Below are 22,863 nucleotides of genomic sequence, written 5' to 3'. Positions count from 1 at the left end.
AGATTAGCTCTCAACAGTTAATACATGGGCAAGGTCCGCCAAAGACATGCGCTCTGCATCCTCAAGAACTCGGCGCAATTCTGCCGTCAAACGCCTTTCGACTTCCCAGTGACTTGTCATCGCTGCCAGTTCGGGGGCCAATTGCGGCGACATGCCCAGCAATAGATCGCGCAGCGTGCGACCAGCGCTGTAGGCTGCGATTTCCACTTTAGTCCGCTCAACCAAGAGACCTCGTCGCTCGCACAATTCGATCCCGGCTAGCTGCGCCATATTATGCTCACGCAGGGCACGGGCCTTCTGAAACTCGGGCTCCTGGTCCTGAACGAAAGACGCTGCAAAGGACATCGGCAGGCCGTGAGCATCCCGCTGAGCTCGATCCTGCTGGTGACGAGCGGCGACGGCGGCCTTGCTTGGATCGGCGGTTTCAAGAATCAAGGCCTCGGTTGCGAGGACATCGACCTTCTTCCCATCCGGGGCCAGCACCAAGCGGCTGCTTTCCTTGAGCTGAGTGATATAGCTGGGCGACCTGCCAATACGATCCGCGAAGGCCTTCTTCGATAGGTAAATGGGCGCCGTCACCGTCTTTTCCTTAGGTCTCTTCTTACTGAAATTTTTCGCTGAAAATTTTTCTAACTGAAATCCTTACTGAAATATCGCGCGACGAGCTTTAGCTCAGGGCTTTAAGCCCGTTTTTTTGAAATTTCAGTAAGGGATATTTCAGTAACTTTTCAGGGGGGCCGCTAACGCTTTTGCGCGGGTTTCCGACCCCGTATCCTTCGGAAAACCCCAGGGTCCCCGGCGATTTCGTCGCACCAACATCGTGCAAGGCGGTAGGCCTCCCTGGACAACGCCCCGCAAACAGGTCCGCGCAATGGCGGGCGCCTCCTCACATGGTTAAGATCGACTTGGAACCATCAAAACCAGAAGGACACATATGAAAAACCTCAACACTGAAGCTTATTCAACCCAGCTTGCACTGATGTCACTGATAAGGGCCCTCAATGAAAACGGCCAACAGGACATCGTCCGTCACGCAAAAACATTTCTCGACAATGAGCTCAATCATTTCCCCGAAGGCCTTAGACACGACTTGGAGGAAGTCAAAAAATCGACTGCTAATATTTTTGCGGTCAACGCCCCAACCTTAACGCCGAAACAATAAACTGCTCGCGCGGCACTTGAATGCCGCTAAATCGCTCCAGCTGTTGCTCAGGGCGCTCAACGGTGGCCTTGAGCATCTCAACTTCAGTCTCGCCCTCACTTTTTACTTTATCGCAGTGGCGAAGATCTCTTGGTGGTTGTAGACCATGGACAATCGCCGCGGCATACACCGACGCTTTTGAAATAGAAACGGGTGGATAGCTTTCTTGCATCTGCCCGTTATCCACCCGTTTGAAACTGACGCAGTCGTCATACACAACAACCTGCCAAGTCGAGATGGCTTGCTTGTCTCTAACGCTCATGATTCGCACCACTCCCCAATTTGTAATTTCTCGGGCCGCTTAGTGTGGTGCACAACTGCACGCGTTGCTCAGCCAACAAGGCATCTAAATGCTGAACCAATGGGCCAGGCGGGCCAACATGACCTGGGCGATCCCGCAACTTAAGATCCTCAACCAGTCGCGCCACAGAGTCGATCGCTTCAACCAGCGGGCTGACGGGTGACAAAAAGCTAGACACAACACCAGTGGTGTAGCTTATCGGCTCTGCGGCAGACAAAGCAGGCAATGGCTCCAGCTCATTCACCACGACACTTTCAATGTGCGGGAAATGGGCTTTGATTTGGTCACCAACGAACAGAGTCAGCTGCTTGTCGAGCAATTCCATACGCTCAGCCTTGACCAATACAGACGATTCTTGATGCGGAGTAATCCAGTATTTTTTCAATTAATCACCTCGTTGTGAGTTAAAGGAAGACGCGACCTACTTGCCCAGATTCGGCTGAAGGATCACGCGAGCAACCATCACCAGGACGCCCAACACGCCATAAGCAATCGGCGGCAGCACGGCCTGTAGTTGCGGCATCAGCTGTTCAGCGATGCCCAAGACAGCAATGGCGCCGCCGGCCTGCACACTGGTCATGCTCAGCGCTTGTTTCCAGTTGTCGATCAGTTGCATGGAATCACTCCTGCCGCTTGGGCAATTTGAAGTCGGTGAATCGGTCGGCCAACGCGGCGACCTTCTTGACGCCCAGCGTGCCGATGCAGGCGCCTACAGCGGCTGCAAGGCTCGAAGGGAGATTGAAGTACTCGAGCAGCGGGAAGGCCCCGGCAGTGATCGCACCACACAGGCAGGACTCCAGCAAAGCTTGTCGCCGCCCCCCGCCGCCGTAGATGACACGCAAGAAAGCGATCCAGCACGACAGCGCCGCAGCGTAGAACATCGGTGCATGCTGGCTAAGCCAGGCCATGACGATGAGCCAGGTGTCTGGTTTGTCGGGCATGTTCGGCATCTCAGATTCCTCCCTTTCGGGGAGCGAAATTGATTCAGCTCCAACAGCACTCCCAGCTCGGAGCGATGGGTGTGGTGGAGCCGAAAACGAAAAAGCCCCGCACGATGGCGAGGCCTTGGAACAGAAAGCAAAAAGCCCAGCGGATGGCTGGGCTTTGCTTGTCGTCTCTCATAACGCGCAAGATCGACATGATGGGAGTAAATTACGATCATTCCGTCACTACGTCAAGCAGCATCAATGAAGATTTCTTCCCTGTCGAATACCTCGGTCGCATGGATGACTGCGGCCTCTTCGAACGACTCAAGGCGCTTTGCAATCCCAGTCTTCCAGCGCCGGCGTGTCGACTCTGGCTTGCCCTCCAGGTCCCAGGTGTTCATGTCGTAGAACTCGGCGGGCAGCACGATCATATCGGTGGAGCGCTTGCCGATCTGGACACCCTTGAGTTTGGGGATTGCCCAAGCGGTAAGCGCCTTGTAGATGAACAGCTGCGGAGCCGGGGAAGTCATGCGTGCCACCAGACGGCCGATGGCGGCGACCTTATTAGCCTTGTGCGTCGAGTACTTGGCGACCAAAACATCCCACTGGGCTGGCTCAAGCTGGCGGTGCAGCAGCGCATAGAGGCAGCAGTCGTAATCGAACTTATCACGCGGTGACAGCGAGCTACCGGTGCCTCCTTGGCGTAGATCGGCGTCGATCAGCTTCTGCCACGACTGCTTGGTGCTGTTGTCGATGTTGTCGGCGGCCAGTACGCGCACCAGAGTGCCCATCACGTCTTTATAGATGCCCATTGATCAATCCCCCGTGAAATTCGATCCGCCAGCACCGCGGCGGTTGTTCTGGTGGTACTGCGCCGCTGGCCCTGACCTTAGCGACGCACGCTTCAATGCTTCGACCTCCTGCTCCACGGACTGCAGCTTCAGGCTCAACTGGGTTACCAGAAACTCCAATGACAGCGCGTAACCGGTGCCAGCCTCCACCCACCCTGAGGCATTGCACTGGACGCAAGCCAGTTCGTGGAAAACGCCCTTAATGAATGCCTTCCCCTTGCACGCCGGACACGATGCCAGTTCGATCTGCTGGGCGTTGAAGGCGGGGCCATGCTGCTTTTTCACCATTTTTTAACCTCGCCCTTAACAAATTGTGGAATTGACTCGCAGGCCACGTCATTCAAGGCGTCTACGAGGTTTTGCGAATCTTCATATCTAACGCCTGTCTGCTGGTGGATCGCCTTGAAGCCGCGCTCATCTAACCAGGTGTGCCACTTCACCAGTGCCAGTCGACGCTGTTCCTTGGCCTGGGTGTTGATGTAGGTCGAGGCGATCTTGCCGAGGGAATGGTTCAACAGCATCTCGCCGATGTGGCCGTCGACGCCAAGATCCGTCCACGCAGTACGGGCCACTTTGCGCAGGTCGTGACTGGTCCAGGCGCCCTGCCCCAGTCGGGTAAACACGGCACTGGCTTGGTTATCGCTCAGCGCCTTGCCTCGGCGGGACGGGAACAGGAACGGCCCCTCGTAGCCTTGGGCGGCCTGTCGATCACGGTAGCGGCGCAGCAACGCGCAGACCTGATCAGTCAGCGGCACCCGAAGTTCGGTCTTGCTCTTGGTGTGCTCGGCCGGCAGGAACCACTCACGTTCAGGCAGCGCAATGTCGGCCCAGCGAGACTGGCGGGTTTCACCGATGCGGGTGCCGTGGCACAGCATCATCAAGGCCAGCATGGCGTCACCGGGCGCACTCTCGAAACGCTCGGTCAGCTGCTCTACCAGCTCAGGCAACTGGACATCGCGCAGGCGGGCGGGTTTCGGCAGGATGCGCGCCGTCGTGAAGTGGATGAATTTGAGTTCGGCCATCGGGTTGGCCGGGATCAGATCCAGCTTACGGGCCTGCCGGAAAGCCACCGCTAGCATTCGATACAACTGCTGGACGTACGACAGCGACAACTCTTCCTGAGCAGGCCACATCAGCAGCTTGTCCAGAGTCTGGGCGTTGACGTCGCGAATCAGCAGATCATCCAGACGCGGCTTGAGCTGACAACTGATGGCAGACTTGCCGGCTGAGCGCCGCTTGGCCGAGAGCGCGCGGGAGCGGGCCATGCGATCAGCAAACCAGTCGAGCAGCTCGCCGACAGTGACCCACCCCGACACGCTGGCGGCGCCATCGGCCGCCACGCGCAGGCGCACCGCCGGCAAGGCTGAAACCACCTGTTTGGTGGACAGGTCGGGGAAACCGCCGATACGGTGCCACTGACGTTTGTTCAGCAGGTACCACGACCCGTGCGCGCGATTCTTCGCATAACGGAAGTGCAACGCGGGGTGACTGGCATCACGCAGGTCGCGCACATGTTCAAGCTTGGCGTTGCGTTGAATTTCAGTGTCTGACAGCTTCACCGTCAGGGTCTTGATCAGGGCGCTCAATCGGTCGCCTCCTGCTGGGCGAGACGGTCAACCACCTCGAACGTTGTCGGCCACATCCATGCACCATACCGATGGGCCATGGCCTCGTCGGCGAACAGCGCCAAGGCATGGTCGGGGGTGCTGCTCAAATCCATCTTGAAAGAGCAGCAGAACACCGCAAAGCGATAGGTGGACGGTTCGGGAACAGCGAGTCGCATAGAGTCCATCAGAATGTTTCCTTTTGGCGGTAACGGTTGGCCAGGCTGGTGACCTTGGCCGGCGGCTCGACAGGCTCTGGCTTCCATCCTGCAGCAAGGTTTTCAAAGCGGTTGTACTGCCCGAGAAATGCAGTGCGGACCGTGCCCATCTCGATGTCGCGGCCCTTGCCGATGATGATTTCGGCAATGCCCTTGGCTTCGGTGTTTTCGTGATAAACCTCGTCGCGATACACGAACAAGATCACGTCGGCGTCCTGCTCGATGGCGCCGGACTCTCTCAGATCCGAGGGGATGGGCCGCTTGTTGGGGCGTTCTTCGCATTTTCGGGAGAGCTGGCTCAGCAGAACGACGGGGATGCCCAGCTCCTTGGCGAGTAGCTTGCAACCGCGGCTGATGCTGCTGACCTCTTCGGTCCGGTTGCCGCCCTCGCCTTCCAGCAATTGCAGGTAGTCGATCATCAGCAGGTCGAGGCCGTAACGCAGCTTGTGGCGGCGGGCCAATGAGCGAATGCGCCCGATTGACGAACCGGCACGGTCGGCGATGTACAGCGGGGCGCGACGCAGCACGCCGGCCGCTGCGGCCAGTTCCGTGCCGTGGTTCTGGCACGCCGTGCCGTTTTTCACCTGGGTGAGCGGGATACGTCCCTCGGACGCCACGGCGCGGTCCAGCAGTTGGCCCTTGTTCATCTCCAGGCTGATGACCAGTGAGGACTTGCTTTGGCGCACGGCCGCATCGATGACAAAGCCCATGGCCAGCGTGGTTTTTCCCATGGCGGGACGCCCGGCGACGATGTACAGGTGGTCGGGTTGCAGGCCGCCGATCTTCTCGTCCAGGTCGCGCAACCCCGTTGATAAGCCGATCAGGGTTTCACCGCGAGCATGACGGTCATGGCGCTCCTGCCACACCTCCAGTTGGACGACCAGTACGTCACCGACTTTGACGATGTCGTCATCGCCCGAGCCGCAGTCAATGGCCATGGCGGCGGCCTGGACAGCGGCGATTTTCGTCTGCACGTCCTGATCGCTGTGCGCGATGTCCATGGCCTGGCCACCCAGATCGAACAGAGCGCGTTCGATTGCCCGGTCACGCACAATGCCGGCGTAGGTCTTGGCGCTGGCGACGCTGGGCGTGCCGTTGACGATTTCGGCGCAGTAAGCAAAAGCCGGCGTGCCATCCAGCAAGACGCCGACGTGATCTCCCACCGTGAGGAAGTCGACGGACTTGCCGGCGGAGCGCACCGCCAGAATCCCCCGGTACACCTCGGCGTTTTCCGCAAAATAAAACGATTCGGCGGACAGGTCATCGCTCAGGGAGTCGATCAGTTCGGGGCGCTGCATCATCGCGCCCAGCAGGCCGTGTTCAGCCTCGATGTTGTAGGGTTCACGCATGGTAATTACCCTCGACGACCTTGACGAAATTGCTCGGGGCGATCAGCCAGTCGAAGTTGCAGCGGAAAGGACTGCCACCAGCAGCGGACACCTCGCCCATCAGAAACTTGCTCGAACGCACCAGGGCGAAGTACTCAGCCCAGAACTGGAGATCCTGATGCACCGGGCTCTCGTTCCAGCGGGCACCGATTTTGGCGATCCGATCCTTGGTCAACATCACCACTCGGGGAAACTCTGGAATCGCCTTGTTGAACAAATCGACGATGGCCTGAGTCGGGCATTTCGCTTTCGAAATCTTCGACGGTTGCTCGTCGCCGACAAGAGGTGATGGTTCACTTGATGGTTCTATTACGGTTCTGGGTGCGGCTGCTGCGGGGGTTTGTGTCGTGAGCTGCGGGGGTGGTGGTGCATCTGCTGCGGGGTGCGGCGCTTGCGGGGGTGCGTATGCTGCTGGGGTTAGGGTGTAAATCGTCGAACGCCCCATGCGCTCACGAACGGACAACAGCCCGACTTGCCCCAGCCACTTGATGGCGGTCTGCACCGTCCTTTCGGAAAGACAGGTACGTTCCGAAATACGTGCAACGGATGGCCAGCAAACGCCCTCATCGTTTGCGTTGTCCGCCAACGAGATCAGCACAGCCTTTTGTGGGCCACTCATACCCTGAAGCGGCCAGCATAAGCTCATGATTATGGTGCTCACAGCGGATATCCAGTTGCAGATTCAACCGTGATAAGCCGCGATACGTTTTGCGATTGTTCGAAAGGTGTCGCGACATAGGGGGGATTGCTTGAATTGGGTTGGTTCTGCATAATCAGGCCTCTCTAGTTTTGCAGATCAGCCGACCTTCTCCGTCGGCTTTTTTGTGTCTGAAATTCAGGCAGCCTTTAGCGACTCGCGTAGAACCTGAAGCGCGTCAATTGCCTCAAGGATTGCTTTTTCGCCCTGGGCTTTTTCGTGCTGGCTGATGTGGTTGTCCGCCGTGGCGTCGAAGATCAACCGCCCCACGTCCCCGCACTCGGCCGACAGACTCCCCAGTGCAATCAGCAATGGCTTCGCCGCTGGGCGCTCCCGCGGCACCAGGTCAAACCCGAAGCGATCTGCCCAAGCCACCAAAGGTCGGAAGTCCTGAGTGAACGACATGATCCGATCAAGCTCAGGCACGTTCATGTTGTGACTGTCGTAATCAGGGTTGGCTTTCTGAGCCAGAAGCGTGCGTGACGTGAAGCTGGCGCCTTCCGCGATATTCTTGGTGCCGTGCTCGTCCACTACGTCGTAGATGGCTCTCATCAGTGATTGCATGTAACACCTCGAAATTTGTTACGTGGCTTGGTGCCAAGTGATGGGTGATCATTTCTGCGGCGACTTATGCGACCGATTTTTTGGGATGAGCTTCAGCGAGGAGCCAGTCGGCGTCGAATGGCATGCCCTTAGCGGCGGCCAGTTCGGCAATCTTTTTGGCGTATAGGGTTTCTCCTGTGTACTCGGTACGCGGTAACGCGTCCGCGGCGAGCCACTTATAAATAGCTCTCGGAGTTTTCCCGCAGCCCAAGGCAACGGCGGGAACACCACCAGCGTCATCAATCGATTTCTTGAGCGGCCGCATGAGGCCTCCGAGTTAAATGTGAACCTGAAGTACATATTATGTCGGAACTGAAAGTACATGCAAGGGCGTGCGATATTGAACCTATGGTTCACATAGAAGATATTCGCGCGGCTTTCGTGACGCGCCTCAAAAAGTCCTTGTCTGCCCACGGCATTGACCAGTGGGGCGCAGGCGCTCGGCTCGCTGAAATAGCCAAGGTCACGCCGAAAGCAGCGAGCAAGTGGCTAAATGGTGAGTCGATGCCGGGGCCCGCCAAAATGAGCGCTATTGCTGCTGCATTGGGCGTGAGAATTGAATGGCTGCAACACGGCGCAGGTAACGAGCCTGGCTTGTCAAAACTTCCGGCGGATGAAAGTCACGCTACTGAAAAGCCGTCCTTATCAGCAGCTGATGTAGTTCGGAACATGCTGACCCAGCAGGGGAAAGGGCTGACCGATGACGCTCGCAGACGGTTACTAGCAGTCGCTGAAGCCGAAGATGGCGGCGGCGTCATCGAACTCGATTACTACCGGCCCGGCGTCATGGGCGATGAAGTATGGATCGCGCATTACGACGTACGCGCCGCTATGGGTGGCGGACAGATCCCGCACGATTATCCTGAAATGCTTCAGGACGTTCGTGTCAGCCCGCAGCATCTGCGTGAGATGGGGGTTGAGTTCAAAGAACACTTTCATCTCAAGATGGTGACCGGCTGGGGTCAGTCGATGGCGCCCACGATCAAGCACCGCGACCCGCTGCTCGTCGATATCAGCATCCGAGAATTCGCGGGAGATGGGATCTACATGTTCTCTTGGGAAAGCCACCTCTACATCAAGCGCCTTCAGTGGCTGGGTGACGAGCAAATCACCATGCTCTCTGACAATCCTCGGCACCCACCGCAAACGATCAGGGCGGACGAGACCTACATCCAGGCTCGCGTGTTGCTGGTATGGAATGCTCATCTTCTCTAGTCGTTCGAATCCCAAGCCCTCACTTCCAATATTTAGAGCAAGGACGCCGTCATGGCAAAGAAGAAAAATAGTAAAACCGAGAGAACATATATCTGCAGCATTAACATCGAACATTTCCGAGGCCTTAAAAATCTGACCATACCTATCGGAAAGAGAATTACCTTGTTATGCGGAAAAAATGGTACGTCTAAATCTTCCATACTCGGAATTGCTGCGCAAGTATTCAGCTTCGAAACAGATTACGAGAAAAACACATCACTATCATACAAAACTATAACTGGAGGAAAGTTTGAGTCATTGGTATCAGAACATTTTCGGCTATCTAAAAAATTCGATATGCCTGACTCAATGCAAACCACTGTTTCGATTTATGATGGCTACACTTCGAATTACGGCGAATTAACACTAAAGCTCTACGACTCTAAGGATAGAGCTAAACCGCGACCTATTGTCCGCGGAAATACACTATCAGAGGGTAATAGCAGCCGAAATGCGACTCACCCCGTCATCTATCTTAGCCTAAAACGCCTAACACCAATTTCTCAGCGCGCACGATACGCAGAAGACACCAACGAATATATTGCGGAAAATCGGCGCGATTTTGTAGCGCTAAGCAATCGGCTTTTGAGCAAGCGTTCTGCGGTGGCCGTGACTGCAACTAAAGGGTCAATACTGTCGGCCTCTGCCCACGGATCTAATTACGATCATGACTCAGTTTCTGCTGGGGAAGACAACGCAGGACAAATATTGCTTGCCATTTTCTCCTTTAGAAAGCTCAAAGATGAATACCCTGATTACAAAGGTGGATTGCTGCTAATAGACGAGGCGGACGCTGGTCTATTTCCTGCCGCTCAGCGGCAACTCATCAAAATTTTGACAGAAGAATGTGATGATCTCAATCTTCAAGTAATCATGACATCCCACTCACCCACGATGATTGAAGATATTCATAATCTAAGTATTTTGGACAGAAACAACTATCAAAATATATATTTAACAGACAGCTACGGACCAATAAAGTTTTTTGAGAATGTCACATGGCCGCAGATATTCGCCGACCTGCACGTTCAACCCGTAATGGTAGATACAACATTGCTCCCCCAAGTCAACATATACTTTGAAGACAAGGAAGCATACGATTTTTACTCGGCAATAATAACCGATCGAAACATAAATAAAATAACGAATACACTTAAAGATGTGGCCTTAGGGTGCAGCGAATATATAAAGCTCGTTAAACGAAAGATTCCAGAATTTACCAGCAGAAGCCTCATCATTCTCGATGGAGATGTGGAAGCAGTAGCCGGCTTTGAAAGCATTATTAAACTGCCTGGAAAGCTTCCTCCTGACCAGTTAGTATTTGAGTTCCTCTACAACCTGGATCCGGCAGATCCTTACTGGCTCAACGCCTCAGGATTTACTAAACCGGTATTCCTATCCCTTTGCGAAAAAATCTCAGAAACCTTGGAAATCGACCCTGCCGAGGATCAAATCGACCTAGAAGCATTAGTCATTGCCTATAGGAAGGTTGCAGGCCCTGAGGACCAAAGGCTCCGCAGTCACTTCAAAAATTTTGCGAAGGACCCGAAGCTTTTAAGCATGGTGAGTGGCGGGGCCGCTAAAAACCCTTACCGAGCATGGGCCAAGCACAATCCGGGCCCAGCAACCGCTTTTAGAGAAGACGTGAGAAAGGGCTTGCGTTCAACATTGATCAATGGTCACGGGATCGAAGCAGCAATGCTCAAGGTACTAGATGCCCCGGACGATCAGAAAAAGCTTGTGCCGGCGGTTCCAGGCTGAGGCTGGCCAAGTATAATGCCGACCGCTAAACTGGGGCCCGCACGCCTCAAAGGAAGAGATCAAAATGTACTCCAACAAGCTATATAGCCCTTTGCGTTACCCGGGCGGGAAAGCCCGCTTTGCGCCGTTTATGGCGGAGGTGATGCGCGCTAATGGCTTGGAGAGCGGCCATTATCTGGAGCCCTTCGCAGGTGGTGCTGGTGTGGCCCTAGAGTTGCTTTTCGACGGGCATGCCGCACATGTGCACATCAACGACTTGGACCCAGCCGTCCATGCGTTCTGGTCGGCCGCCACAACAGATCCTGAAGGGATGCTGAAACTGCTGCATGAAACTCCCATCACAATGGATCAGTGGCATCACTGGCGATCAGTGATGCTTGAACAAGCCCCGAATCTTTCGCTTACAGAAAGAGGTTTTGCCACGCTGTTCGTGAACCGGACAAATCGGTCTGGCATCCTCAAAGGCGGCGTGATAGGTGGGAAAGCCCAGACAGGAGCGTATAAGCTCGACGCTCGTTTCAGCAAGACAATGATTGCGGCCCGTCTTGAGCGAATCGCGCTGAACTCAGACCGAATTTCAGTCTATTGCGAGGATGCGTTCGCCTTGCTAAGTCGTGCATCTGAGTTCCTGCCTGAACAATCATTGATCTATCTCGACCCGCCCTACTACGTCAAAGGGCGCGGGCTGTACAGAAACTTCTACAAGCATGCTGATCATCTTCAAATTGCTGAGTTGCTGAAGTCGCCAAGCTTCAACCGGCCCTGGGTGGTTTCATACGATAACGCTCCGGAAATCTGTGAAATGTACAGCCAGAACGAAGCATTGAAATATGGCCTGCACTACACCGCCCAAGCACGTTATGTAGGTGACGAGGTGATGTTTTTCCAAGAAGGAATCTCCGTTCCTGATGCGGAAATCCCTCGGGCCACTGCCGCTGCCTAACCACAGCCCGCTACTAAGCGGGCTTTTTTGTGCGCGTTAGAATGGCGCCACCTCCTCCACCTCTTCCATGCTGTCGACCTCAATCACGCGGTCTTCGTCGGCCTGGGGCTCCCACTTCAGCGTCACCGACTCATCGTCGTTGAGCGTCATGTCTATGCCGTCCGTCTCGGACAGCAAGCCCATCACCTCCTCCCATTCCTGATCACCATCCGTATCCAAACGGTAGATCGTCACCCTGCGCCGAGTCTGCGCGACGGGATGATTAATCATTGACGAGATACGTAGTCCAAGCCTCTCCATGGCACTGATCTCCCGTAGCTCCGACTTGTCTTGTTTTTTTACTTTTGCCATCCAACCCTCCGATAACTGTATGGACATACAGCAAACAAAGCATAACGAGCAGATTGTTTTCGGTAAATCGTAGATCCCCAATGTCGGCGAATTTTGTATTACGAAAAATTATGTACTTTTGGTACTTGACCAAATATGAACTATTGGTTCATATTACATCCACCGCAGCGATTCACCACCACTGCGAAGGGTCATGCAGAACCTGCCGCTCTTTAACAGTCAGCGCAACACACAACAGACCGCATTTCCTCTACCGGCGACCGGCGAGCAGACAGGCCCGAAAGCCTGCCAACGACAGGAAAGACCTGGACGGCTGCTCGATGGTGAAACGCCAAAACCGTGTGAATGACCCGGCAAGCAATGCGCCCCGCCCCTCCGGCGGTAATAGGACGGACAGCATCACTTCTGCACCTTTGCGACAGGGCGCAGCGGGATGACAACCGAGGGAAGGAACATGGCTTATTACAAAACAAGCGATGCCGGAGTGATGGCGGCATGGAGGACATACCGCGAAGGGTGCGATCGCCTCAAAGTATTGGCGGATGCATTTGCCGCCACGTTTCCGGGTGCTGAAGCGCTGCTGCGCACCGATTGGCACAGCGGGAATAGTTTCTACGGCCTCGCATTCAAACCTGCCATGCCACAACCACTATGGACGAAGCCGGACGAGAGAGCAGGCCGGTCCCAGTTCCCACGTCGTGCGCTCCCCGCAGGCTTCAAAGGTGAAGAGCGCAAAACGCTGAAAGCCGAGTTGCTCAAGCTGACTGAGGACTTCAATGCACGCAAGCCGAAAGAAAAAATCGACATGCAACCGTTCCTCGAATCCATGGGGCTGGGCGGCGGCGCGCTGTTCTTTGCGAGATACAAGCACGTCATCACCGCTGACTGCCTTTTTGTGAGCACGTCGGCGAAACCAAACGATTTGATGACGGAGATCCTCGGTAGCGAATTCGAAGCCGCCGAGAAACTCAACTCGATCTCCCAGCGCTCCTGATAAAGCTTGGCAACGGCCTTGGTGTTGTAGGTCTTGGCCGGCAAGGACGTCATGACGGTCTTTACTTTGCCTTGGACTTCATAGCTGACCTCGCGTACCTCCCAGTGCGATGGAAGAGCCGGATTTCGCTTTCTGGCCTGCGGCGAGACTTTCATGCGCACCAAACGGTCGTGCTGGCTGTAACGGGCCACTTCCTCACAGAGCATCCCTTTTTTGGCCGGGATCAACCAATGACGGTTGGTGCCTGCACTGCTCAGGCTCGACAACAGCTCGGCGCCCCAGAACCCTTTGTCGAACAGCGTCACCGAGTGGTCGGGAATCTGCTGCAAAAACTCGTCGGCCAAGCGCATTTCACTTCGTCGGTAAGGGCTCAATTGAGCATCCAGGATCACGTGCGAACGCACATTCATCAGCGCCACCAGGCGCAACATCGGAAACGGCGTCTGGCGGTCGTTCGGCGTGTTTCCCGACCCGAAGTGATCGCGGAGCTCGGGCGTATCCGGAGTGCGTAAAAGTGCACCGTCCACCGCGAATACCTGCAGGTCATGCCAGGCATCATCGTCGTAGAGCTCCGCGCCCCATTGGGTTCCGGTTTTGCGGAATAGCCACTCAACAGGATCGGCACCGAGCCGCTTTCGCGCCTCGGTTACACCACTGCGGGCCAACAAGTGATCAGAGGCCAGGCCTTGGGCGCAGATGTTCAAGCGTCTGGCCACCTCGTGAACCGGCTCGTCACGAAACAACGCCATGCCGAGCACCAGCCAAAGCACTTGGTCAGCGGGCAGGCGACGTCGGCGAATGGTTGCCTGACTCGACAGATCCAGCGCAGTCGCTACCCATTCAATGGGAATGTTTTGGGTGAAAGTGCTCAGGTCGCAGAAGTTGAAAAGGTCGCCGAGGTCGAGCAGGTCCTGTTGAACAGACATAAAAAATCCGATGCCAGAGGTCTGGGATCGGATTTTCGGTGAAGCCCGGCTTGGACTAAAATGCTTAAGTGAACAGCATTACGAACGTCCAACGGGCCTTTCTTTTTCACGCTTTTATCCGTCAGCACTCTCCCCTGCGCCCAACGGCAACCAGCAGACCGGCCGAGTGCTGACGAATACACGCAACCCACCATAAGGAATCGTCATGAACCAGACCATTCGCCAAAACCAATCGGTCCTGCAGGTGTTGCGGGAACGCGTTTCGTTGTCCACCTCGGAGATGCATCAAATGATTGGTCGCGAAGAGCCTTTGCGGACCCCGCGCTTCAACGTCGTGCCACTGGGTTCGAACAGCTTTGATGTGGTCGAGCGATCCACCGGCCAATCCCGTGGCGCACGCACTGGTCACGACAGTGCCTGCCAATACGCGCAGCAGCTTGAAGAGAACGCGGACTACATTGATTCGGTTGGTCTATCCGTGCGGCACTTCGGGCGAAACCTGCTTCGCTGGACCGTCGGCATCTCAGTACTGCTGACCGGGTTCGCTTTCTACGGTGCTGGTCATTGAGACGAATCAGTAACCAGGTGCGCCAGCGCCGACGATAGACATGGCCGGACCTACCGGCCCACGGAATTGAGGAGGCAGGCCATGGCCGAGGAAAAGCAGAAGCCGACGGCGGAGGCGATCAAGCAGCGCAATAAGCGCGAGAAGAAAGCGGTGGACGATGCGGCGAAAGGAATCAGCGTATTCAAGGTTGAAGTGGCCGGCGTGTTTATGCAGGACCTCAAGCGCCTGATGAAAGCACACGACTTCAACAACCAGCAGGAGGTGTATCAGAACCTGCTGCGCAATGCGATCGCTGCCGATTTCGACACCGCTGCTCGAATGCTTCGCTGTGTCACGACACCTTTTGTTGTTACGGAGAAGGTGTCACGCGATTTCCACAATCAAAGCCTCATAGAAATAAGCAAAGACCCTGATGACGAAATCATCGCGCCAGAGTAACGCCATCTTACTTCTCGCATGCGGTCATGGCGGGTGGGAGCTACTCGGACGGGTTCTTGATCTTGGTAACGGTTCATGGAGCCTGGTGCGCCACCATTCGAACTCAGCTATCAAGCGAAGCCCTAATTTAAACTCGACCTGAAGCTCGTCATCGGAAAGGCTGAGCAGCCGAACGGCTTCTTTGGCGATAAACCGAAGTGTAAGCCCAGCTTTAGCATTCATCTTGGCTACCTATCCCTATCGACCCAAACTTTTCGCTGGAATTGCCAACGTCAGGTCATCTGATAATTTTTCAAGCTTACCGCGGAGCCCCTTTAATGCCTCTCGGCTAAAGAAAATCAGCCAGGATCCATCGGGCCGCTGTAGGCAACTAACGAAGTATGTTCCGACCTCATCCTCCGTTAACCCTGCAAGATCAGCGATTTCTTTGTACGTAGGTCGACCTGGCATCAGCAATCTCCTTCCCGACCTGTGCGGGATCTTCAAGCAATAGCCCACTTCAACGAATCACGCCAGCAGACAAGGTAGGCGGGCGCCCTCACCTATTGCGCTGAACCTTCTGCTCTGGCCCATAGGCAATATCCCGCCACCGCGCAAGGTCAGCGATTAGGTTAAGCCCTGAGCGAACCTCAACATCAAGCCTGTCATCGGGAAGGCTGAGTAGTCGCACTACCTCTTCACCGATCAGCCGAATCGCTTCCACATCGGTTTTCGTAGTCATTGCAGTCACCGTCAGGTTTATGCCAGGTGTAAATCATCAGCCCAATTTGCGAATCACGCCAGCCGGCGAGGCAGGCGTCTGCCTGGAGATTTCCCCATGGATGACCAGTTCTACTTGCAGGACAGTCGCAGCAACACCGGTGATGGTCTGATGTTCTGGGCCCAGGGTGGTGGCTACTGCACCGACTTGGCCCGGGCCGAGATATTTACCAAGGCCCGCGCCATCCGCTACCACGAAGACCGCGAAAGCGACGTGCCCTGGCCGAAAGCCTACATCGATGAGCGCTCGCATCCCGGCGTCGATTGCCAATACGTCTGCGTAGAGGAAGCCGCGTCCCACTTGGTTGAAGGCTGCCAGTGCGTCGCGCAGATCCCGGGCGAGTGGAACGGCAACGATTTGATTTGGGCAAGATGGCCAATCAGTGGCTCGCCAAATCTGGATCGCGCCCATCGCATGGACTTGGCTTATACGCGACGCCTTGAGCCCACCGAGGTTGTTATCTGGCCTCTGTCCTATATCGAAGGCAAGGCACGTCGCTTGGTTCACGCCGGCAAGGTTTCAATCAATGAGGCCCTGATCGGGACCGGAATCAAGCTGATCAAGCCGAAGAAACCGCGCAGTGAGATATTCAACTGTTCCGGTTGCGGGCGGTTCATCACTGATATCCAACGCTACCAAGAAGACTGCCGCAACTGCGGGGCTAACAACTGCCCTTGACCTACCGCGCCGAAGGCTCTGCAAGTTGGTCAATCGCCTTCCTGTAGTTGGCCAGCTCAATGATCTGCCGCAAGCAAATGACGACCTCCAGCTTCTGCCTGTCGTCGGGAATCCCTATTCGCTTGAGCATCATTTGAGCGTCTTCTTCGATTGCCGCGAGTGCATCAATATCGCTTTGCAATCTCATGTCGGTCTCCTGCCAGGCTGAATTCGACATAGATACATAGACCACAAACTCACTTCACGCCACCGCCCGGGCATGACCAGTCGGATCGAAGTCAGAAGTCCATTTATTCCAAAGCCATCGATTTCCTAGAGCGACTGGGCAAGCTGTCAGATCGCTCTTTAGTGGCACGATGCAACAAAGAAACATTGTAATCGAAGGTCGATATCAACGGCATTGGCCCCTCGTTCCGAGCCATCCCGAGCCATTGCCTTGTTCGTTCAACGTCAAAGAATTCGTTCTTGAACTTCATCTTCGCAACAAGGTTCGCTGAGACCCTAAAGTGTCCACATCCGGCCGAGCATTTGACCTCGGACCAGCCCCCTACCATGTGAACAATTTTAGAAGCAGCCTGGCAAATTAAGCATTGCATGTCCGATCTCCATTTCGATGACTTACCTACTGTAGCCGAACATCGGCCAAGGCTCCCTCCATGCCCACAAAAAACAAACTCACCCTGAAGCAGCAGCGCGCCGAGCAGGTCAATCTGGCGATCCGTATCATCGCTGACCACGGGCGCCGGTTCTTCTACACCCAGGCGGTCAATCGCTACGCCAGCATGGAAGTCGACGCCCGCGGCAAGGTCTGGTTTATCGACGACTACACCGGCAAACGGGTCTTCACCCATGAAACGGTCTGGGGTGGTCGGTGGCGCGGGTTCAGTCACAGCGGAACGCTGAAGGATCTGGTCAAAGAATTTCGAGATTACATCTGCACCGGCCAGCCGCTGCACCGTGGCTATCTTGGGCCTGAACGGTTCAACGACGGCAACATCTGGGGTTATGACGAATCCGGCATGAAGGCTGTACGCGAGCAGGCGGGCGCCCTTCCCGTGTTCCGCCATTCGGTTGCGGAAGCCGCATGAAGCGCCTAATCCGCCGCAAGTTCGAAGCCTGGCTGATCCTGCTGGCAGCCTGGATCTTGAGCGGCAGAAACGTGCACCGCTCAGCCGTCGTATCCCGCCGCGACAACAACGATATGTTTGGCATGGCCGAGCAACTCGAAGCGATCGCCAAACGCATCAGCAAGAACTACCCCTAAACCCCTCTTCCACCTACCAGCCTGCCAGTGTACGGCGGGCGGAGCTATGCGCGTATGAACAAGAAAGCCGCGAAAGATGTTCTCGACGAAATGACCAAGGAGGACCTGGTGGCCTGGATCAAAAGCCATCACTTCTCGCGCCCAAAACGCAGCGATGTTCTGTACCTGCGCTGGGAGCGGCAGTCGGCCGAGGTGCTTGAAGAAATGCAGAAGGAAAATCGCGCACTCGACGGAGTGGATTTCAAAGAGCGCGACCGGCTGGCCGTCCGATTCAATGAGTCAAACGACTCTGCTGAGAGGATGCGGCTTCTTGATCTGATGACCCCTTACAACAAGGCAATGTCGGACCACATCAAACGATCCCAGGCCATCGAAAGAAAAAGCAAAAGGGTAGATGCCCTCTATGAGCAGATCTACGTAGAGCGCCAGAAAGAAAACGGACGCAGATCAGCGTAACCCCTCCCCACCCTCTGCCGCCACGCGCGGCATGGAGCATTCATGAGCAAAGTTACCCTAGACGAATGGGCGGCGGCCGAGTTCAAGACGCCACCAAGCCGCAACACCCTGCGCAAATGGGCACGGGAGGGCCGTATCACTCCGGTACCGGTCAAGCACGGGCGCAACTACTATGTAGAATCTGACGCCCACTACCAAGAACCTGACCAGCAGCCCGTCCGGATCGTCGGTGGCAGCCTGATCAGCAGAATAGAGAGAGCACGCAATGGCGCCCAGGCCGCGTAACACAGGGTCAAAGGATCTTCCGCCCAATCTCTACCGCAAGACCGACGCCCGTAACGGCGTCACTTATTACACCTATCGCGACCCGATCAGTGGTCGCGTGTTTGGTCTGGGCAAAGACAAAGAAGCGGCCATTCGCGAGGCCGTCGCAGCGAACCACACCGACGCCATCAAGCCAACCCTCACCGAACGGATCAGCACCCCGGCACCAGCGCCAGGAAAGTTGTTTTCCGAATGGCTGGTGGAGTACCGCGAACTGTTCGCCGAGCGCAAGTTGTCAGCCAGCAGCAACAAAAACGTGGGCATGCGAATAAATCGACTGGGCGCGATATTCGGTTCGAAGGGGATAAAGGACATCTCAACGATGGATGTGGCCGATTACCTGACGGCTATGGCCAAAGAGGGAAAGGCGCAGATGGCCCGGGCGATGCGCTCGCTGTTGCGAGACGTGTTCGCCGAGGCTCAGGCGCGGGGTTGGGCAGACACCAACCCGGTCGAGGTGACCAAGGCGGCGCGGGTGAACATCAAGCGCGAGCGGCTGACGCTGGAACTCTGGAAGGCAATCTACGCGGAGGCCACAAAGCCGTGGCTGCGCAGGTCAATGGAATTGGCGGTGCTCACCGGCCAGCGCCGGGACGATATCGCCTCGATGCTGTTCAAGGATGTGCATGACGGCTTTCTGCACGTCGTTCAATCCAAAACCGGTGCGCGGATCCGGATCAGCACCGGCATTCGGCTTGAGTCGGTCGGGATGGAACTGTCCCAAGTGATCAAGCAATGCCGCGATAGCGTTCTGTCACAACACCTGGTGCATCATGCGCAGGCCCCGGGGCGGGCCAAGGCTGGTCAACCGGTGGTGCTGGACACCCTCAGCTCAGCATTTGCCGACGCAAGGGACAAAGCCGGCGCGAAGCTGGGAATAACTTTTGGCCGGCAGCCGCCGACCTTCCACGAGCAACGCTCGCTGGCAGCGCGACTTCATGAGCTTGAAGGGCGTGATGCCCAGAAACTGCTCGGTCACCGTTCGGCCACCATGACGGATCTGTACCGTGACAGCCGAGGCGCGGAATGGATCGACGTGGCATAATGCACGGCTGAATTTTGGGGATATATTGGGGAGATTTTGGGGGATGATTTATGCCCAATAGAATCAAGCACTTACAGCTTTACGGCATCAAAGCCTGCGACACCATGAAAAAGGCGCGCACCTGGCTCGATGAACACGCTGTCAGCTATGACTTCCATGATTACAAGACGGCAGGAATCGACCGTGAACACCTGACCCAATGGTGCGACGATCACGGCTGGCAAGTGGTGTTGAACCGCGCAGGCACGACCTTTCGCAAGCTCGACGACGAACGCAAAGCCGATCTCGACCAAGCGAAAGCGATCGAACTGATGCTCGCACAACCCTCGATGATCAAGCGCCCGGTGCTCGATCTCGGTGACCGAACCCTGATTGGCTTCAAGCCAGATATCTACGCGGCGGCGCTCAAGTAAGCCTGCCCGTTCAATTTTGTTAGAGGTATTTACATGTCCACTACCCTGTTCAGCCTGGCCTTTGGTGTCGGCACTCAAAACCGTCAAGGCGCATGGCTGGAAGTGTTTTACGCACAGCCACTGCTTAACCCGTCGGCCGAACTGGTCGCGGCCATCGCGCCGGTTCTGGGCTACACCGAAGGCAATCAGGCCATCGCATTCAGCACCGCTCAGGCCTCGCAACTGGCTGAAGCGTTGAAAGGCGTCGACTCTGCACAAGCCGCACTGTTGACCCGTCTGGCCGAGAGCCACAAGCCGCTGGTCGCGACCCTTCTGGCTGAAGACGCCCAGCTGACCTCCACGCCTGAGGCGTACCTCAAGCTGCATTTGCTATCCCATCGTCTGGTCAAGCCGCACGGCCTGAACCTGGCGGGCGTGTTCCCGCTGCTGCCGAACGTGGCCTGGACCAGCCAGGGCGCCATCGACCTGGCCGAACTGGCCGAACATCAACTCGAAGCCCGTCTGCGCGGCGAGCTGCTGGAAGTGTTCTCGGTAGACAAATTCCCGAAAATGACCGACTACGTGGTTCCGGCCGGCGTGCGTATCGCTGACGCGGCACGTATTCGTCTGGGCGCCTACGTCGGCGAAGGCACCACCGTGATGCACGAAGGTTTCGTCAACTTCAACGCCGGCACCGAAGGCCCGGGCATGATCGAAGGCCGCGTTTCCGCTGGCGTCTTCGTCGGCAAGGGCTCGGACCTGGGCGGCGGTTGCTCGACCATGGGCACCTTGTCGGGCGGCGGCAACATCGTGATCAAGGTCGGCGAAGGCTGCCTGATCGGCGCGAACGCCGGTATCGGCATTCCATTGGGCGACCGCAATACCGTCGAGTCGGGCCTGTACGTGACCGCTGGCACCAAAGTCGCGCTGCTGGATGAAAAAAACCAGCTGGTGAAAGTCGTGAAGGCCCGTGAACTGGCTGGTCAGCCTGACCTGCTGTTCCGCCGCAATTCGGAAACCGGTGCCGTGGAATGCAAAACCCACAAATCGGCGATCGAGCTGAACGAAGCGCTGCACGCTCACAACTAAGCAGCGTCACACGATCACCTGTAGGAGCGAAGCTTGCTCGCGAAGGCCCTTGAGGCCGCCAAAAGCTTCGCGAGCAAGCTTCGCTACTACAGGTTCGGCGTAGACCCGACCATCAGGTCAGGCGTACACCCGCCCATGTTGACCAGGGCCCGATAGCATGATGATTCCCTCTCCCTGGCGCGCCGACTTCCCGGCCATCGCCGCGCTGCAACGGCAAGACCAGACCTATCTGGACAACGCCGCCACCACACAAAAACCTCAAGCCCTGCTGGACGCTTTGGCGCATTACTACGCCAATGGCGCGGCCAACGTGCATCGGGCGCAACACTTGCCCGGCGCCCATGCCACCCAGGCGTTCGAGGCCAGCCGCAGCAAAGTCGCGCAGTGGCTGAATGCCGGCGAATGCGGGCAGATCATCTTTACCCACGGCGCGACCTCAGCGCTGAACCTCCTGGCCTATGGCCTTGAGCACGTATTCAATCCGGGCGATGAGATTGTCATCAGCGCCCTGGAGCATCACGCCAACCTGCTGCCGTGGCAGCAACTGGCGCAGCGTCGCAACTTGAAACTGGTGATCCTGCCGCTGGAGGCTGACGGTTTGATCGACCTCGACGCTGCCGCGCAATTGATCGGTCCACGAACCCGCTTGCTGGCGGTCAGTCAGCTGTCGAACGTGCTCGGCGCCTGGCAGCCGTTGCCCGCCTTGCTGGCAATGGCCAAGGCGCACGACGCGTTGACCGTGGTCGATGGCGCGCAAGGCGTGGTTCATGGTCGCCATGACGTGCAGGCTCTGGGTTGCGACTTTTATGTGTTCTCCAGCCACAAGCTCTATGGCCCCGACGGTCTGGGCGTGCTGTTCGGTCGCCATGAAGCGCTCAAGCAACTGCGTCATTGGCAGTTCGGCGGTGAAATGGTGCTGGATGCGGATTACCACAGCGCACGCTTTCGCCCCACGCCACTGGGGTTTGAGGCCGGAACGCCGCCGATATCGAGTGTGATCGGTCTTGGGGCGACGCTGGATTACCTCGCGGGCCTCGATCAGGACGCGGTCTCGGCCCATGAAGCGGCGCTGCATGACTATCTGTTGAAGGGCCTTGAGGCGCGCAACGGCATACGGCTGCTGGGCAAACCGCAATTGGCGTTGGCGAGTTTTGTCGTCGAGGGTGTGCATAACGCTGACCTGGCGCATTTGCTGACCGAACAGGGCATCGCCGTGCGCGCCGGTCATCATTGTGCGATGCCGTTGCTCAAGAGCTTTGAACTGGCCGGGGCCATCCGGGTGTCGTTGGCGCTGTACAACGATTCCGAAGACCTGGAGCGGTTCTTTGAAGCGCTGGATCAGGCGCTGGAGCTGTTGCGATGAGTTTACCGGCCGACGCCGTTATCGCACTCGAAACCTTTCAAAATGCTGCGGGCTGGGAACAGCGGGCGCGGCTGCTGATGCAATGGGGCGACCGTCTGCCTGCCTTGAGTGATGTCGATAAAGTCGACGCCAACCGCGTGCATGGCTGTGAAAGTCAGGTGTGGCTGGTGGGTTCGTTGAATGACGGTCACTGGCAGTTTGCAGCGAGCAGCGATGCGCGGTTGATCCGTGGGTTGGTGGCGTTGCTGCTGGCACGGGTCAATGGGTTATCGGCGGATGAGTTGCGGCAGGTGGATTTGCCGGAGTGGTTCAATCAGCTGGGGCTTTCGCGGCAACTGTCACCTTCGCGCAGCAATGGCCTCAATGCCGTGCTACAGCGGATGAATGAGTTGGCTGGTTAACCGCTTTCGCGAGCAAGTTCGCTCTCACATTGGAATGCAATCCCCTGTGGGAGCGAGCCTGCTCGCG

General features: G+C 56.6%; 32 protein-coding genes and 1 pseudogene. 17 read left to right on the top strand and 16 right to left on the bottom strand.

Annotated features, from left to right (window positions below):
• Positions 1-3: 3 nt before the first annotated feature.
• Entirely contained in the window at positions 4-579 is a 576-nt protein-coding gene (locus tag ACA068_RS06270; protein ID WP_497308447.1) for a terminase small subunit, read from the bottom strand.
• Between the two features lie 355 nt (positions 580-934).
• Here ACA068_RS06270 and ACA068_RS06265 point away from each other — a divergent pair, with 355 nt between their 5' ends.
• The gene (locus ACA068_RS06265; RefSeq protein ID WP_497308446.1) at positions 935-1,162 is read left to right on the top strand and encodes a hypothetical protein; all 228 of its coding nucleotides are present in this window, start codon (positions 935-937) and stop codon (positions 1,160-1,162) included.
• On the opposite strand, the gene ACA068_RS06260 is transcribed toward ACA068_RS06265, so the two are convergent.
• The 12 genes from ACA068_RS06260 to ACA068_RS06205 form a co-directional block, all read right to left on the bottom strand.
• Positions 1,131-1,463 (bottom strand): hypothetical protein, encoded by a 333-nt coding sequence (locus ACA068_RS06260; protein WP_497308444.1) that lies wholly within the window; start codon positions 1,461-1,463, stop codon positions 1,131-1,133. The genes ACA068_RS06265 and ACA068_RS06260 overlap by 32 nt on opposite strands.
• Positions 1,453-1,887 carry a hypothetical protein gene (locus ACA068_RS06255; protein WP_497308442.1) on the bottom strand — a complete coding sequence of 145 codons (435 nt, stop codon included), beginning with the start codon at positions 1,885-1,887 and terminating at the stop codon, positions 1,453-1,455. The genes ACA068_RS06260 and ACA068_RS06255 overlap by 11 nt, the downstream gene beginning before the upstream one ends.
• A gap of 36 nt (positions 1,888-1,923) precedes the next feature.
• A complete protein-coding gene (locus ACA068_RS06250) occupies positions 1,924-2,118 on the bottom strand; it encodes a DUF7940 domain-containing protein (protein WP_497308440.1) in 195 nt (64 codons plus the stop codon).
• 4 nt (positions 2,119-2,122) lie between these two features.
• Positions 2,123-2,452: a phage holin, lambda family gene (locus ACA068_RS06245; RefSeq protein ID WP_497308438.1), complete on the bottom strand. Its 330-nt coding sequence runs from the start codon at positions 2,450-2,452 to the stop codon at positions 2,123-2,125.
• Between the two features lie 224 nt (positions 2,453-2,676).
• A complete protein-coding gene (locus ACA068_RS06240; protein WP_497308436.1) occupies positions 2,677-3,240 on the bottom strand; it encodes a hypothetical protein in 564 nt (187 codons plus the stop codon).
• Between the two features lie 3 nt (positions 3,241-3,243).
• Complete coding sequence (locus ACA068_RS06235; RefSeq protein ID WP_497310544.1) at positions 3,244-3,564, bottom strand: hypothetical protein; 321 nt, start codon at positions 3,562-3,564, stop codon at positions 3,244-3,246.
• On the bottom strand, positions 3,561-4,865 hold the full coding sequence (locus ACA068_RS06230; protein WP_497308434.1) for a tyrosine-type recombinase/integrase: 1,305 nt from the start codon (positions 4,863-4,865) through the stop codon (positions 3,561-3,563). Before ACA068_RS06230 ends, ACA068_RS06235 begins: the two co-directional genes overlap by 4 nt.
• Complete coding sequence (locus tag ACA068_RS06225) at positions 4,862-5,071, bottom strand: hypothetical protein (protein WP_497308432.1); 210 nt, start codon at positions 5,069-5,071, stop codon at positions 4,862-4,864. Before ACA068_RS06225 ends, ACA068_RS06230 begins: the two co-directional genes overlap by 4 nt.
• Complete coding sequence (gene dnaB, locus ACA068_RS06220) at positions 5,071-6,450, bottom strand: replicative DNA helicase (protein WP_497308430.1); 1,380 nt, start codon at positions 6,448-6,450, stop codon at positions 5,071-5,073. The genes ACA068_RS06225 and dnaB overlap by 1 nt, the downstream gene beginning before the upstream one ends.
• Entirely contained in the window at positions 6,443-7,150 is a 708-nt protein-coding gene (locus tag ACA068_RS06215) for a helix-turn-helix domain-containing protein (protein ID WP_497308429.1), read from the bottom strand. The genes dnaB and ACA068_RS06215 overlap by 8 nt, the downstream gene beginning before the upstream one ends.
• A 174-nt stretch (positions 7,151-7,324) precedes the next feature.
• Positions 7,325-7,750, bottom strand: a complete 426-nt coding sequence (locus tag ACA068_RS06210) for a phage regulatory CII family protein (RefSeq protein ID WP_497308427.1) — start codon at positions 7,748-7,750, stop codon at positions 7,325-7,327.
• 64 nt (positions 7,751-7,814) lie between these two features.
• On the bottom strand, positions 7,815-8,054 hold the full coding sequence (locus ACA068_RS06205; RefSeq protein ID WP_497308425.1) for a helix-turn-helix domain-containing protein: 240 nt from the start codon (positions 8,052-8,054) through the stop codon (positions 7,815-7,817).
• An 83-nt stretch (positions 8,055-8,137) separates the two neighbouring features.
• Here ACA068_RS06205 and ACA068_RS06200 point away from each other — a divergent pair, with 83 nt between their 5' ends.
• From ACA068_RS06200 to ACA068_RS06190, 3 genes are all read left to right on the top strand, one after another.
• A complete protein-coding gene (locus ACA068_RS06200) occupies positions 8,138-9,004 on the top strand; it encodes a LexA family transcriptional regulator (protein ID WP_497310543.1) in 867 nt (288 codons plus the stop codon).
• Positions 9,005-9,055: 51 nt separating this feature from the next.
• Positions 9,056-10,804 (top strand): ATP-dependent nuclease, encoded by a 1,749-nt coding sequence (locus ACA068_RS06195; protein WP_497308423.1) that lies wholly within the window; start codon positions 9,056-9,058, stop codon positions 10,802-10,804.
• Positions 10,805-10,868: 64 nt separating this feature from the next.
• A complete protein-coding gene (locus ACA068_RS06190) occupies positions 10,869-11,747 on the top strand; it encodes a DNA adenine methylase (protein WP_497308421.1) in 879 nt (292 codons plus the stop codon).
• Positions 11,748-11,783: 36 nt separating this feature from the next.
• Here ACA068_RS06190 and ACA068_RS06185 read toward each other — a convergent pair whose 3' ends face one another.
• Positions 11,784-12,098, bottom strand: a complete 315-nt coding sequence (locus tag ACA068_RS06185) for a DUF1654 domain-containing protein (RefSeq protein WP_497308419.1) — start codon at positions 12,096-12,098, stop codon at positions 11,784-11,786.
• Positions 12,099-12,531: 433 nt separating this feature from the next.
• On the opposite strand from ACA068_RS06185, the gene ACA068_RS06180 reads away from it, so the two are divergent.
• A complete protein-coding gene (locus tag ACA068_RS06180) occupies positions 12,532-13,092 on the top strand; it encodes a Mu-Gp12 family protein (protein WP_497310542.1) in 561 nt (186 codons plus the stop codon).
• Here the strand turns inward: ACA068_RS06180 and ACA068_RS06175 are convergent.
• Positions 13,026-14,018: pseudogene (locus ACA068_RS06175) on the bottom strand (IS4 family transposase); the annotation flags it as partial. The gene ACA068_RS06180 and the pseudogene ACA068_RS06175 sit on opposite strands and share 67 nt — an antisense overlap.
• 205 nt (positions 14,019-14,223) lie before the next feature.
• On the opposite strand from ACA068_RS06175, the gene ACA068_RS06170 reads away from it, so the two are divergent.
• From ACA068_RS06170 to ACA068_RS06160, 3 genes are all read left to right on the top strand, one after another.
• Entirely contained in the window at positions 14,224-14,586 is a 363-nt protein-coding gene (locus tag ACA068_RS06170) for a hypothetical protein (RefSeq protein WP_497308417.1), read from the top strand.
• A gap of 81 nt (positions 14,587-14,667) precedes the next feature.
• Positions 14,668-15,024: a hypothetical protein gene (locus tag ACA068_RS06165; protein WP_497308415.1), complete on the top strand. Its 357-nt coding sequence runs from the start codon at positions 14,668-14,670 to the stop codon at positions 15,022-15,024.
• A gap of 817 nt (positions 15,025-15,841) precedes the next feature.
• Positions 15,842-16,462, top strand: a complete 621-nt coding sequence (locus ACA068_RS06160) for a hypothetical protein (protein ID WP_497308413.1) — start codon at positions 15,842-15,844, stop codon at positions 16,460-16,462.
• Between the two features lies 1 nt (position 16,463).
• On the opposite strand, the gene ACA068_RS06155 is transcribed toward ACA068_RS06160, so the two are convergent.
• Positions 16,464-16,649 (bottom strand): hypothetical protein, encoded by a 186-nt coding sequence (locus tag ACA068_RS06155; protein WP_497308411.1) that lies wholly within the window; start codon positions 16,647-16,649, stop codon positions 16,464-16,466.
• A gap of 469 nt (positions 16,650-17,118) precedes the next feature.
• Here ACA068_RS06155 and ACA068_RS06150 point away from each other — a divergent pair, with 469 nt between their 5' ends.
• The 9 genes from ACA068_RS06150 (at position 17,119) to ACA068_RS06110 (ending at position 22,796) form a co-directional block, all read left to right on the top strand.
• A complete protein-coding gene (locus ACA068_RS06150) occupies positions 17,119-17,550 on the top strand; it encodes a YoqU family phage-derived protein (RefSeq protein WP_497308410.1) in 432 nt (143 codons plus the stop codon).
• A complete protein-coding gene (locus tag ACA068_RS06145; RefSeq protein ID WP_497308408.1) occupies positions 17,547-17,726 on the top strand; it encodes a hypothetical protein in 180 nt (59 codons plus the stop codon). Before ACA068_RS06150 ends, ACA068_RS06145 begins: the two co-directional genes overlap by 4 nt.
• A gap of 54 nt (positions 17,727-17,780) precedes the next feature.
• On the top strand, positions 17,781-18,182 hold the full coding sequence (locus ACA068_RS06140) for a hypothetical protein (RefSeq protein WP_497308406.1): 402 nt from the start codon (positions 17,781-17,783) through the stop codon (positions 18,180-18,182).
• Between the two features lie 42 nt (positions 18,183-18,224).
• On the top strand, positions 18,225-18,467 hold the full coding sequence (locus ACA068_RS06135; protein WP_497308404.1) for an excisionase: 243 nt from the start codon (positions 18,225-18,227) through the stop codon (positions 18,465-18,467).
• A complete protein-coding gene (locus ACA068_RS06130; protein ID WP_497308402.1) occupies positions 18,448-19,551 on the top strand; it encodes a phage integrase Arm DNA-binding domain-containing protein in 1,104 nt (367 codons plus the stop codon). Before ACA068_RS06135 ends, ACA068_RS06130 begins: the two co-directional genes overlap by 20 nt.
• Positions 19,552-19,601: 50 nt before the next feature.
• The gene (locus ACA068_RS06125; RefSeq protein WP_497308400.1) at positions 19,602-19,964 is read left to right on the top strand and encodes an ArsC family reductase; all 363 of its coding nucleotides are present in this window, start codon (positions 19,602-19,604) and stop codon (positions 19,962-19,964) included.
• A 33-nt stretch (positions 19,965-19,997) separates the two neighbouring features.
• On the top strand, positions 19,998-21,032 hold the full coding sequence (gene dapD / locus ACA068_RS06120; protein WP_497308398.1) for a 2,3,4,5-tetrahydropyridine-2,6-dicarboxylate N-succinyltransferase: 1,035 nt from the start codon (positions 19,998-20,000) through the stop codon (positions 21,030-21,032).
• Between the two features lie 157 nt (positions 21,033-21,189).
• Positions 21,190-22,395, top strand: a complete 1,206-nt coding sequence (locus ACA068_RS06115; protein ID WP_497308396.1) for an aminotransferase class V-fold PLP-dependent enzyme — start codon at positions 21,190-21,192, stop codon at positions 22,393-22,395.
• Positions 22,392-22,796 carry a SufE family protein gene (locus tag ACA068_RS06110; protein ID WP_497297624.1) on the top strand — a complete coding sequence of 135 codons (405 nt, stop codon included), beginning with the start codon at positions 22,392-22,394 and terminating at the stop codon, positions 22,794-22,796. Before ACA068_RS06115 ends, ACA068_RS06110 begins: the two co-directional genes overlap by 4 nt.
• Positions 22,797-22,863 lie beyond the last annotated feature (67 nt).

Source organism: Pseudomonas sp. LBUM1660 (assembly GCF_059695935.1).
This window is presented reverse-complemented; position numbering and strand designations above follow the sequence as displayed.